Annotated in this window: 20 protein-coding genes; all 20 read right to left on the bottom strand. The window is 39.2% G+C overall.

The features are described from left to right. Positions 1-175: 175 nt before the first annotated feature. Complete coding sequence (locus KO464_07225) at positions 176-535, bottom strand: hypothetical protein (GenBank protein MCC7573166.1); 360 nt, start codon at positions 533-535, stop codon at positions 176-178. An 11-nt stretch (positions 536-546) separates the two neighbouring features. Beyond that, complete coding sequence (locus KO464_07220; GenBank protein ID MCC7573165.1) at positions 547-1,032, bottom strand: CAP domain-containing protein; 486 nt, start codon at positions 1,030-1,032, stop codon at positions 547-549. A 2-nt stretch (positions 1,033-1,034) separates the two neighbouring features. Next, on the bottom strand, positions 1,035-1,466 hold the full coding sequence (locus KO464_07215; GenBank protein ID MCC7573164.1) for a hypothetical protein: 432 nt from the start codon (positions 1,464-1,466) through the stop codon (positions 1,035-1,037). After that, on the bottom strand, positions 1,466-2,029 hold the full coding sequence (locus tag KO464_07210; protein MCC7573163.1) for a hypothetical protein: 564 nt from the start codon (positions 2,027-2,029) through the stop codon (positions 1,466-1,468). The genes KO464_07215 and KO464_07210 overlap by 1 nt, the downstream gene beginning before the upstream one ends. 9 nt (positions 2,030-2,038) lie before the next feature. Continuing rightward, complete coding sequence (locus KO464_07205; protein MCC7573162.1) at positions 2,039-2,527, bottom strand: hypothetical protein; 489 nt, start codon at positions 2,525-2,527, stop codon at positions 2,039-2,041. A 59-nt stretch (positions 2,528-2,586) separates the two neighbouring features. Further along, positions 2,587-2,988, bottom strand: coding sequence for a hypothetical protein (locus KO464_07200; protein ID MCC7573161.1), 402 nt, complete (start codon positions 2,986-2,988; stop codon positions 2,587-2,589). A gap of 26 nt (positions 2,989-3,014) precedes the next feature. Then, a complete protein-coding gene (locus KO464_07195) occupies positions 3,015-3,215 on the bottom strand; it encodes a hypothetical protein (protein MCC7573160.1) in 201 nt (66 codons plus the stop codon). Continuing rightward, entirely contained in the window at positions 3,215-3,433 is a 219-nt protein-coding gene (locus tag KO464_07190; GenBank protein ID MCC7573159.1) for a hypothetical protein, read from the bottom strand. Before KO464_07190 ends, KO464_07195 begins: the two co-directional genes overlap by 1 nt. A 41-nt stretch (positions 3,434-3,474) precedes the next feature. Then, positions 3,475-4,374 carry a hypothetical protein gene (locus KO464_07185; GenBank protein ID MCC7573158.1) on the bottom strand — a complete coding sequence of 300 codons (900 nt, stop codon included), beginning with the start codon at positions 4,372-4,374 and terminating at the stop codon, positions 3,475-3,477. Beyond that, the gene (locus KO464_07180; protein ID MCC7573157.1) at positions 4,374-4,754 is read right to left on the bottom strand and encodes a hypothetical protein; all 381 of its coding nucleotides are present in this window, start codon (positions 4,752-4,754) and stop codon (positions 4,374-4,376) included. The genes KO464_07185 and KO464_07180 overlap by 1 nt, the downstream gene beginning before the upstream one ends. Then, a complete protein-coding gene (locus KO464_07175; protein ID MCC7573156.1) occupies positions 4,754-4,936 on the bottom strand; it encodes a hypothetical protein in 183 nt (60 codons plus the stop codon). The genes KO464_07180 and KO464_07175 overlap by 1 nt, the downstream gene beginning before the upstream one ends. A 149-nt stretch (positions 4,937-5,085) precedes the next feature. Next, on the bottom strand, positions 5,086-5,559 hold the full coding sequence (locus KO464_07170) for a hypothetical protein (GenBank protein MCC7573155.1): 474 nt from the start codon (positions 5,557-5,559) through the stop codon (positions 5,086-5,088). Positions 5,560-5,571: 12 nt separating this feature from the next. Then, complete coding sequence (locus tag KO464_07165; protein ID MCC7573154.1) at positions 5,572-6,054, bottom strand: hypothetical protein; 483 nt, start codon at positions 6,052-6,054, stop codon at positions 5,572-5,574. Between the two features lies 1 nt (position 6,055). After that, complete coding sequence (locus KO464_07160) at positions 6,056-6,757, bottom strand: ATP-binding protein (protein MCC7573153.1); 702 nt, start codon at positions 6,755-6,757, stop codon at positions 6,056-6,058. Positions 6,758-6,986: 229 nt separating this feature from the next. Continuing rightward, the gene (locus tag KO464_07155) at positions 6,987-7,904 is read right to left on the bottom strand and encodes a hypothetical protein (protein ID MCC7573152.1); all 918 of its coding nucleotides are present in this window, start codon (positions 7,902-7,904) and stop codon (positions 6,987-6,989) included. Between the two features lie 168 nt (positions 7,905-8,072). Then, a complete protein-coding gene (locus KO464_07150) occupies positions 8,073-8,513 on the bottom strand; it encodes a hypothetical protein (protein MCC7573151.1) in 441 nt (146 codons plus the stop codon). A 178-nt stretch (positions 8,514-8,691) separates the two neighbouring features. Next, complete coding sequence (locus tag KO464_07145; GenBank protein ID MCC7573150.1) at positions 8,692-9,237, bottom strand: hypothetical protein; 546 nt, start codon at positions 9,235-9,237, stop codon at positions 8,692-8,694. A 72-nt stretch (positions 9,238-9,309) separates the two neighbouring features. After that, positions 9,310-9,513 (bottom strand): hypothetical protein, encoded by a 204-nt coding sequence (locus KO464_07140; protein MCC7573149.1) that lies wholly within the window; start codon positions 9,511-9,513, stop codon positions 9,310-9,312. Positions 9,514-9,520: 7 nt separating this feature from the next. After that, positions 9,521-9,748, bottom strand: a complete 228-nt coding sequence (locus tag KO464_07135; protein MCC7573148.1) for a hypothetical protein — start codon at positions 9,746-9,748, stop codon at positions 9,521-9,523. Positions 9,749-9,992: 244 nt separating this feature from the next. Further along, positions 9,993-10,175: a hypothetical protein gene (locus KO464_07130; GenBank protein MCC7573147.1), complete on the bottom strand. Its 183-nt coding sequence runs from the start codon at positions 10,173-10,175 to the stop codon at positions 9,993-9,995. Between the last annotated feature and the right edge of the window lie 96 nt (positions 10,176-10,271).

The following is a 10,271-nucleotide window of genomic DNA, read 5'->3' as shown; positions in this document are numbered from 1 at the left end:
CGCAATTAATAGGGGATTTAGTACCCATACTTATCTCTCTCACATATTACCTTTAGAAGTAAGTTTAAATAGTTTTTCCCAAATATTTGCAATATTGCTAATTAATAGCGGATAAATAAAGGATTTTAGGACAATAAAGCTCATTTTGAATCTAAAATAAAAAGAAAAAATAAATTTAGTTAGATTTTGTGGGACTGGTGTTTTCAAAATGTCCGCTTTCTTGAGTTAAGTGATTGTAGCCCCAATCTGCGTTAATCCTGTTGTCATAACAGAAAGCATATAGCGCCTCTTGGATATGGAGTGCTCCATTTGCTCTAATGTAGCCTATAATTTCCCCATCTCCAGGGGTGTTTAAAGGGGCTAAACTTACACTATATACTATCGTTTGACCTTCCCTGTGATTTGTTTCTACCCTTAGATCTGCATGTTCCCAATTTTTTTCTATAAAAATCGGTTGGGTGTTTGCACTTGCTGCGCCTGCAGTTACTAGCATGAAAATGCTTAGCAAAAGCATGGCTTTAATAGACTTTTTCATTGTTTTTCCTCCTACATCATGTTAATAACGTAAATTTTGAAAGTTGGGTCTCCGTATGTTGCTATTCCAACTCCTGCCCTGGAAAGAGACCCTAGAAGCATGGCATATTTATGGTCTGGGCTGTTCAAAAAGTTGATAACTGACTTTTCAGGGGCGTAAGTTTTGCTTAATATCTCGTAAATCTTCCCAGTTCCAGTAAGCCCGAATTGATACGCCCTAATGCTTGGAGTAGACCCGTTATAGTAATGTTCAGAAATGTTATACTTCACACACTCATTAGCCCAGTATTGAGCTATCTGTTCTAGTGTTGTGTCATGAGATAGCGCCCTAGCTCCGGCTTTCATCCTTTCTTGATTTATCAAGCTCAAAAGCTTTGATTTATCGCTTATAGGTAGCCCTAGAACGCTAAAAGGTGATTTTAATAAACTTGAATCAAATAACAAAATAGATCCTAAACCTACAGCCCCAGCTCCCAAGACTAGAAGTTTGGAATCCATGTTTAATCCTTCTTCATCAAGGCCAGGCCAAGAAGCCCCACGCCAGCGACCAAAGGAATGTATTTCAAAACGTTCGATCCTGAAGTTGCATTGGCCGCAGCTGTAGCCCCCCCTACAGTTCCTATAGTTGCAGGTGTAGCTCCTGAAGGTGTGCCGCTGAACTGGCTTATTAGCGACTGCTTTATTTCCTTCCACCCATCCCAGAAGTCTTCAAATCTTTCTGTAGTTACTTCCTGTATGTTTGGGTAAAGCTCTAATACTCTTGCCATTGTTGGATTTATCGCCCTACCTTCGTCTATGTTCAGGACAGAAGTGTAGGTATCTCCTAAAATAGTTCCTTTTTTGCTTTGTGGATAAACTACTTTTGCCAGGTATTCCTCATACGTGCTGTAGCCTTTAGCCTTGATACTGTCTAATATCCATTGTTCTACCATTAAATCGCCTCTTTGATGTCTTTGGTGTCAAAATTCACCCTAATATCGGGCTTAGTTGCCTTCCCGTAGACGTATAGTGCTGCAAGTCCTAGGCCCGCTCCGGCTATCCCCGCTATGATCAGATTTCTCTTTAGATTTGGGAACTCCAGTTTAGGTATATCAGGGATAACGTTTTGGAATCCCTGTTTTATGCCTGCGACAGTGTTTTCAACGGCCTGATTTACTCCAGTTTTGATAGTTATTCCAGTGTCTACAGTCCTATTAACTAAGTACGGAGCTGCTGAAAACGGACTAGTTCCTGCAAGTCCTAGCATAGTCAAATCTTTAGTCCAAGTTGGCATATCGTCAAATTTTTCCTCAGTTGTTCTAAGGAAATTGTCTAAAGTAGATTTGGCGATTCCCAGCTGGGAGCTTATCCTTTCTGCTACTGCTGGGCTTACATTTGTGTTTATGTCTGAAATAGCCCTGTTTTGGATCGTGTAGTATGTGATCTGTTCTGGCGTAGATTTAGCCACTATGCTATCTATAGGCGTCCTAATTTCAAATCCGAAGAGACTTACCATTTTTTCCACCTACCAGGATACCTCTATCTTATTGCCGCTTAATCCGCTTGAGTTAGCTTGCTCCCAGTACGTATGTGCAGATATTGTTCCTTCTGACCATCTTTGCTGCAGTTCTGAGACTGTCGCAGCAGGTGTAAAAAAATCTCCTGAAGCTTGGGCCAATGCGGTCTTATTTGACTGTATTAAGTGTTCTGCGTAGCTTGGCGTCATGCAGCCTTCATTTACTAAGGCCATAAATGAGCTTGCTGTCTGCTGTGCTATGCCCTCATAATACTTTTTCATATCTGGGCTTGTGTTGTCCTTGATCCATTGTGCTGTAGAATCTGTAACCTTGTTAATCAGTTCTGTTAGGCCTGAAACTGCTGTTTTTGCCTGTGTTCCTGTTGTTGCCTTTGGAGTTACAGCTGTTGAAGTTCCTGTAGCTGCTGCACTTGCTGGAAGTATTGCTGCAAGTGTCGCTCCCTGGCTTGCTAGGGCTAGTCTGGGCTTTATGACCATGTAAGCTCCTACTCCTGCCCCTAGGATTCCGATACCGTATAGTATTTTTTTATCTATTTTCATGCGTTGTCCTCCTCACATTTACAATCTGGTTTTATCGTCTTATTCTGGTATCCGCTGCAATCTTTCGATTTGTAATCCCATGTTAGCTTGATGTTGTTCTCTTCCTGCCATTTCTCCATCGCTTCATCTAAATGGAAAAATCCTTTAGCCTGGACTGTACCTATTGTCTTGCCTGTGCCAGATTCCCTGATCTCGTAAGTGATAAGTTCTCCTTCCTGGCCTATGTTCTCAACTATTGCCCTGATGGATTTTGGTCTTTGTGCGTTTTTTCTCATTTCAGTTAGTTCCTGCTCCGCTGTTTTCTCTTCTTTTGCCATCTTTTTAGCCTCCGTCTTGATTTCTTCCTTGACTATTGGTGTTTCATTCTTCTTTTTGAAAAATGAAAATATAATTTCCAAGATTTTTCTAAACGTTGAGATCCCCCCTATTCTTCAGGGATTCCGTCATACTCTTTCCAAATTCTGGCTAGATCTGTAGCTGTGATTCCCCCAACGATTACGGGAAGTCCTACTTCAACTAGTGGTTTAATGTAGTCTAGTGGAACTCCTGCTAGTGTTGTAACTGCATAAACTCCCGTAACTACTATAGCTACAATTAGCCTTCTTTTTCCCCTTAGTTTGATCATTAAGATCCTACCTCCTTTTTCATTATGTTAGTGCCTAAGCAGTCCATGATCTTGTTTTCAATTCTTTCTAGTCTCTTCACAAGGCCTTGACTATCCAAAATGAATTGATCGACTTTACCCTTTAATCTCCCATACTGGTAGGCTATCCCGATTAAAGCGCCAGCTGTGATAATCTGTGCGACATTTCCGGCTATGTTCAAATGTTCTGGATTAATCATGCTTTTTCCTCCAATGCGTCTAAAGTTACCACTATGATCACCTAAGCCTTTTCAAAAACTATTAATGGATTTCCTGAAACTATCTCGACTTGAGTTATTCCAGCATAATCGGTTTCAGTATCCCAATATATATTATTTGAACTTATATCTAATGTTGTAGGTTGTCCATTTGTGCCTGTAAATACTAAATCGGTGTCGTTATTAATTTTCACACTATCTCCATCGTCATAAAATTCAATGTATTTTATACTTGAAAAATTATTTAGGGACAACCAGCTTGAAGTTATTGTTTTAGGAATAATTGAACATTGATAACCGTCAGTTATCCAAACTTTATTGTCTTTAGTCTTAGAATAATATTCTCCACTTCCTCCTTGTAAATATAATTTTAATTCATCATGGATGCTCATGCTTGTTGGACTTCCTATTTTTGTAGCTATACCGCCTTTTGTTGTCCATGTTGTTGTATTATGAACTAATGATGATATACTAGAAGAAGTATAATATATCATCGCTGTCACTGGTAGAGTGGAATGTCCTGCCTGTAAATTAGTTTCCCACGATAAATATGGAGATATATAACCATAGTCCGCCCCAGAATTTGCCATTAAAGTTATTAGATTTCCCCAATTGGCTCGAAGTGCAGCAGTGCTTGAATTTAGTGAATATGTATTTGTATCATCAACTATTTGGAGTGGTGTAGCTAATTCTGAAAAAATGCTTGAAATGTTCCAACATGTATAACCATACCTAGCAAAAAATAAATCTTTTGCTCCATTTGCCCAACTTGGAAGCCCCCCAACTACCTGGGGCGTTTGCCCTGTTGATCCTATTGGTAGCCTATTTAAAGCCCCACTATTCCAATATAAAAGATCCCCATCTGTTAGGCCTGTGGGCTTTCTTAGAAAATCATTAGTATCAAGTATTGGATCAAAGCCCATTAAATCTCCCTGCCTACGATAGACCCTGCAACTGTTATGCTTGTTCCATCTGAGCTTTTTACTTCAATTTTAACGTCTTTTGCTTCCTCTATCAAAAGTCCCCTAAATGGCGCGCTTACCCCAGATAGTGGCGTCTTATCTGTGAAAACTACTGTATCGTTGACTGTTACCTGTACCTGGACTTTGGTAAAATCGGCGCTTTGTACTGCGATTTCTTCAAGATATCCCTTATGCCCTGTTGCTGGCGTCCAGGAGACTATCGTAACGTATGTCAAGGAAGTTGTGGTAACTTGATCCATCCCCCATTTTGGAGTCCCACGCCTCCCAATGTTTAGCGGATAGTTCAAAGTATCCAGGAACAGCTCTAGTGATCTAAGCATTAGTCAGCCTCCCCTGAAACTGTGATGTTCTTAGTTGTGATCGTTGCTCCTGTGTTGTTGTATAACATGATTTCAAGCTTTTCAAAAGAGAGATTCAAGTCTAGTGATCCATCGATTGCCCCGTCTAAAATCTGTACTGGCCTGTCATCTATATTGATGTAAAGCCTTACGTATAGCGGCAAGTAAACATATACTGTCTTTAGCTTCCCTCCGTTAGGCGGTCCAAATGTTAAAAGGGTGTCCGTAGCTCCATTGGCTACAGACTTCCCCCCTAGATCTTTTGAGAAATTACCCAAATCAAGCCCCCTTTAAATTAAAAAATAAAAGGGGCTTAAGCGAAGTAAGCGCCTGGGAAATTCTTTTTAATTTCCTCACTTGTAAGCCCTGTTATCCTTGTAACTTCTAAAGAGTAGTTGCAATTTGCTGCTACTGCTGCAGTTGCGGACTTGTAGTATATAGAAATGAAGTAGTCTGGCGGTATTTCTGCGTAGTTGTTCCAGTGCTGGGTATAATCTCTATGGATCTGATTCGCCCATGTAGAGAAGTCTTTCAAGTTTCCTGAAAACAGCAGCTGGCTCTTTTCTTCTAATGGATCTTCCTTAACGATTTTGATAAGCCCTGTAGTTATCTGTGCTGGCGTAGTATCGTTTACTAACGCTTTTAATGTTGCAGCTGGATCAATGACCACTAACTCGGTCTTGTTGACCTGCCATTTTGCTACTCTTTCCCATGTGTTTGCTGTTGTTCCGTTTGCTCCGGTATAGTTTCCGTCATTTTCGGATAGTCTGTAAGTTGATACTCCCATCTTTATTCCTCCTTACCTAATTGCCTGTTCTATGCTTGCTGGAACATCTACCCCAATGAATTCTACCACGTCTATAACGAGTGACCCAAAGAAGCTAGCGAATGCTCCTGCAGTTGCGTATTTTACGCCTTCTTTTACATCGATCTTACCCACTATAGGCAGATCTGCCCCTAAACTAGGGATCATGTTGTAGCCAAAATTCATGGCTAATGCCCCAATACCTCTAGCTAGCGTAGGTTTGCTAACTATTGGCAAATTAGGGATCTTGTCTACTGGAAGGTATGCGTTAATGGCGTTTCCTACCATGTTGTTGATATACGCTCCACCAACTACGTAAAAGCCTCTTTTAGCAAAGTAGATGGAGGTCTCTGTGTCAGGTATCAAAGCCTGGCCTACCTTCCCGATAGTTGCATTTTTTGTCATGGTTTGCCCTCCTGTTTGAACTGTTCTAGTTTCTGACCTTTTGTAAAGGTCGATTTTGCCATGTTGTAACAATTTAAGCCCCCTGTGAACTCCATAAAATTACTTCTCCGACATCCAAATTCTGGATCTTGTTTATAGTTTGTCTAAGCCCTTCCTTATCCAATTCATATTTTAAAAGAGATTTGATGACTTCTATTGAATTTTTGAACTTCGTTCTCATGATGAAAATGTTGTTAGCGTTTTCAACGATCTCCTTGTGGACTGAAGCAAATCTGGTTCCGCCAACGATGAAAATGGTCTTATAGTTCCTGCTTTCCGTGTAGAATTCCATAAGCTCTTCTGATTTTGCCCCAGTTTGTGGGATAAAATTTTGAACTTCGTCTATTAAAAAAGCGTATTTTTGTGAGTTGGCTAGCTTTGGTTTTAAGTCCATGTATGCTTGAATAAATTGATCAATGATGTTGGCCCTAATTCTCTTGCCATGAATTCCGAGAAAATCTATTACCGTGCTTTCGTTGTATGTCAGGATCTCTTTTACCAGATCATGCGGGGCTATCTTCTCTAGATTGTTTTTGTCGATAAAGTTGGGGGCTAGGCCTTTGTAGTTGTGTAGCTTGTCAAAGACTATGACTGTGTATCCTGCCTTGTTTAATTCCTTGTAGAAAACTTTCAGTAGATTTGTCTTTCCCACCCCATTTTGCCCCACTATAATGTTTTTGGGTATTAAATTGTAGTCGTCTGGAATCTGTATTGTGCTGCCTAATTTCAAAGCCATTATTCCATATTTATAGGGAGTTCATTTATAAAGAGGTAAGTTCTGTAGTATCGAATTTACATGAGAATAGTGTAAGATTAGGGGTGTTTTACGAAAAAATCGTTCAAAGCTTTCCTTACTACTTGTGCTTCGCTCTCTAAGTAGATATACACCCCATCAGACCGTTTTACGGCCTGTTTTAAGGCTTCTTTCTGGTCGTCTGTGATCAATACGTTGATCCTTTGCATTTCTACAACACCTCCTTAAGCTTGTTAAACTGCTCTTCCAGGTAATCCCAAGCTTGTAGCTCTTCAACAATCTGTGCCTTTTCAGGATCTTCCAATGTGAGCTTGGTCTGGACAAAGGTAAAGTCTAGCTTTTTCAAGTAGTCCTTGACGTCTTTGGGTATGAATCCAAAGAATGTTTTATACTTTGTAAATAGATCTTCCTTCTTTTCGATTTGTGATCGAAACTCTTCAGTTTTCATTTTCTTGATGAAATCTAGCGCCATGTTCATTTTATCGTTGATGTCTGCCATCTTGATACCTTCGACTATTGGATCTGTTTTTGGTGGAGCTTCGGCTGCCGGAGCTTGTGGTGTCTCTTCTTCAGGTTCTTCCTGTCTTGTGAAATGTGGTTGAGGCGGTGCTGCAGCTGGCGGAAGCTCTGGCCTGTAGCCTTCATTTAATGGAGAAATTACAGGCATGCCCCTGTAAAATCCAGTTCTGATAGCTTCTATTTTTTCAGCTCCGGCTGGTATTTGACTTAAAAGAATTCCATTGGCCTGCGGAGCTTGTGATCTGGGCGTTTTTGTCTGGATATTTGTAGCCATGCCTTTGACAAATTCAGCTACAATGTTGATATAAGGCTCGTATTTCTGGAATGTGCCTAGAAGATCTACAGCATGATTATCGGATTTTAAGCTCTCTTGTGCTTTTTTTAGAACTTCATTTGCTATTTCTTGCTTAAGATCTTCTGTAATACTTGGCGTAATTGGTGCAGCTGGTGCTTTAGGAGTTTGTGATTCATGAAAATCATGAATTGTTTTAGCTCCTTTTAAGTAGTCATTTATTGCAGACCTGACGTTATCGCTTAAATTGCCCTTACGATTTTTGAGTGCTTCTATTTGATCTTCATCTAAAAAAACTTGTACGGGCTTTTTGGCCATGGACATTATATTGTTTTTAATTATTTATATTTGTTAATTTTTTTGACTTCGTTTTTTGACGGTTTATATTATATTATATATATTATATTTATTAATTAATTAATTAATTAATTAACTTCATGACATGACATGAAATGAAAGAAATTTAGAATTAATGAAATGGAAAAATTAAAAATTTGTGTCTGAAATAAGCTCTAAAAAACGCTCGTTAGAAATTCCTAAATATTCAGAATAGTTTTTAATAACTTTTTCATCGGATATCAAGCTTTCTAATCCGGTAATTTTTATTCTGTTCCTTATCGTGGGCTTTAATTGCTCTAATTTGTATTTTAATGCCTTATCCATTTCAAAGTTTACTTTTATCTGTCGCTCTTGCTCTTCTTTTATCCGATTTTTTAAACTATAGACCTCTCCTAGCTTCTGTTGTAAAATTGCAGCCTCTTCATCAAGCCTTTCTATTGGATCTCTTTTTTCTCTTATGTATTTTTGTAATGCAGCCCTTATATGGTCGCTTTTACAACCTCCAAGACTGTTTAAATTGTCATATAATTCATCGCAGAGATACACCTGCACAGGATGACAATACCTCTTATCTGCTGTAACTTTCATGAAAAACACCCCGAAAATTCATGAACTGTTCATGAAAAAAGACCTTAATTTTAATGAACGTTTTTTCGACTTCATGAAAAATCTAAAAAAATTCATGAACTGTTCATTAAAATTAAGGCTTAACTTCATGAAAAAAATAGGCAAAAATGCCCACTTCATATTATAGTTCATGAAAAATTTACCCCCTACAACCTAGTCCGATTTCGTTAAATGTCGTTAAAATATCGTCTTTCCTTGTGTTAGATGTGATGGCTATTTTTGTGTAGCTTAGTATCTGATGGCCATAAATGTAATAATTCTCATCAAAATGATTGACTTCCTTGGTAGCCTTGAATCGTTTTCTTATAAGCTCATTCAAATTGACAGCGTAGATCTTGTAAACCCTCCCAAAGCCCTTAGTCCAGATGGGAAAAAGCACTGTAATACCCTTGTTATCAAGCTCTCTATCAACATCTTTCGCAGTCATGCTTATTTTATCCTTAGATTTGCTCTTGATCTCAAAGATTCTGCCGCATTTTGTACAGTATAAATCGCCTGATTCCGTCTGCTGCTCTCTCTCGCTGTTGTGCATATATAGCTCCCATTCAGGATCTTCCGGCAGATCTTCAATGAATCTGCCGACCACCTTAAGATTATGTCCGCAGATTCCCAGGAGTTCTAAAAACCACCTTTCAGAAACGTTGCCTTGATTGACGTATTTAGCTATCTGCTGTCCGGATTTCACGGGATCACCAACATAGCCAGATATGTAAGGGCAAGGATTAGAAATGTAAATAGTCCGATAACTAGGTCTCCATCATCCATTCTTACACCACTCCAATATCTTTTTAATGAATTGCGCCTTCTCCTCACAATTTATCATCTTGGCTTGGAGTTCTCCAGAAATAGCGATATCGTCATGACAGCTCATGCACTGCAAAAGCGTAAACTTGAAAGGTCCGATTTCAGCAGAACCGTTCAGATTAAACCATGTGTATCTTCCTTCATGCTCACAGAACATTTGAAACTTAATAGGCCTCACCTGTGAAGATTATTTTAAATCGCCCCTGGCCTATCGGCTCAAAATATATTTCAAATCCAGGGTAAAGCTTATCGTTATTCTCCTTCCTCTTTGCAAATTTCTTAAGAGACGTAGTTATCGAACTTTGAGATATTCCAGTCTTTTCGGATAGGAATTTTGACGATAAAGGCCTATTGGGATTCTCCATGGCCACTTCTAAGATGTCTTGTAACATTAGTAACCACAACCCACCATTTCACATATTAGGTAGATCCATAGCAATAATGAAAGAGTACCCAACAGCCATAAGCCAACGCACTTAATCCATAAAATTGTATCTTCTTTCATGAAAAACCTCCTAAAAACTGTTTAGGGTAGATTAGAGAGATAAAAAAGTTAAATCGCCTCAAATGTCCTAAACTGCCGGAAACACTTTATAAATAAAATAGCAGTTTATTCCACTTTTGAGGCGTAAAACTCTAATCTTGCCTAGTTGCCTCCTTATAATTCTTAGTTAAAGGCAAAAATTCACCATAAGTCTTGATAATTGCAAGCCGTAGGGCCTCGGCCTCATTGATACCATAGATTTTAGCCCCAGTTTCTAAAAGCTCCTTTATCTGGCTGCTGGCCTTTGCCCTGATCTCATGAACATTCTCGCCCATTAGACCACCATCGGAACTTCTTCAAGCACCTGTACTTCTTCATCCGGTAGTTTCCAGCCCATTAGCCTTGCAATCTCAACCCACTCGCAGTAATTG

The sequence above is a fragment of the Methanofastidiosum sp. genome (assembly GCA_020854815.1).
In the GTDB taxonomy this organism is placed as follows: Archaea; Methanobacteriota_B; Thermococci; order Methanofastidiosales; family Methanofastidiosaceae; genus Methanofastidiosum.
The sequence above is the reverse complement of the archived record's forward strand: the minus strand, read 5'-3'. Positions and strand labels throughout refer to the sequence as shown.

What these genes read in the sequence shown, in the direction of transcription:
- KO464_07220 (MCC7573165.1), bottom strand. Translation starts at nt 1,032, where the DNA reads ATGGATTCCAAACTTCTAGTCTTGGGAGCTGGGGCTGTAGGTTTAGGA.
- KO464_07160 (MCC7573153.1), bottom strand. Translation starts at nt 6,757, where the DNA reads ATGGCTTTGAAATTAGGCAGCACAATACAGATTCCAGACGACTACAAT.
- KO464_07135 (MCC7573148.1), bottom strand. Translation starts at nt 9,748, where the DNA reads ATGTTACAAGACATCTTAGAAGTGGCCATGGAGAATCCCAATAGGCCT.
- KO464_07210 (MCC7573163.1), bottom strand. Translation starts at nt 2,029, where the DNA reads ATGGTAAGTCTCTTCGGATTTGAAATTAGGACGCCTATAGATAGCATA.
- KO464_07195 (MCC7573160.1), bottom strand. Translation starts at nt 3,215, where the DNA reads ATGATCAAACTAAGGGGAAAAAGAAGGCTAATTGTAGCTATAGTAGTT.
- KO464_07190 (MCC7573159.1), bottom strand. Translation starts at nt 3,433, where the DNA reads ATGATTAATCCAGAACATTTGAACATAGCCGGAAATGTCGCACAGATT.
- KO464_07215 (MCC7573164.1), bottom strand. Translation starts at nt 1,466, where the DNA reads ATGGTAGAACAATGGATATTAGACAGTATCAAGGCTAAAGGCTACAGC.
- KO464_07225 (MCC7573166.1), bottom strand. Translation starts at nt 535, where the DNA reads ATGAAAAAGTCTATTAAAGCCATGCTTTTGCTAAGCATTTTCATGCTA.
- KO464_07155 (MCC7573152.1), bottom strand. Translation starts at nt 7,904, where the DNA reads ATGGCCAAAAAGCCCGTACAAGTTTTTTTAGATGAAGATCAAATAGAA.
- KO464_07180 (MCC7573157.1), bottom strand. Translation starts at nt 4,754, where the DNA reads ATGCTTAGATCACTAGAGCTGTTCCTGGATACTTTGAACTATCCGCTA.
- KO464_07140 (MCC7573149.1), bottom strand. Translation starts at nt 9,513, where the DNA reads ATGTTCTGTGAGCATGAAGGAAGATACACATGGTTTAATCTGAACGGT.
- KO464_07185 (MCC7573158.1), bottom strand. Translation starts at nt 4,374, where the DNA reads ATGGGCTTTGATCCAATACTTGATACTAATGATTTTCTAAGAAAGCCC.
- KO464_07205 (MCC7573162.1), bottom strand. Translation starts at nt 2,527, where the DNA reads ATGGTCATAAAGCCCAGACTAGCCCTAGCAAGCCAGGGAGCGACACTT.
- KO464_07170 (MCC7573155.1), bottom strand. Translation starts at nt 5,559, where the DNA reads ATGGGAGTATCAACTTACAGACTATCCGAAAATGACGGAAACTATACC.
- KO464_07130 (MCC7573147.1), bottom strand. Translation starts at nt 10,175, where the DNA reads ATGGGCGAGAATGTTCATGAGATCAGGGCAAAGGCCAGCAGCCAGATA.
- KO464_07150 (MCC7573151.1), bottom strand. Translation starts at nt 8,513, where the DNA reads ATGAAAGTTACAGCAGATAAGAGGTATTGTCATCCTGTGCAGGTGTAT.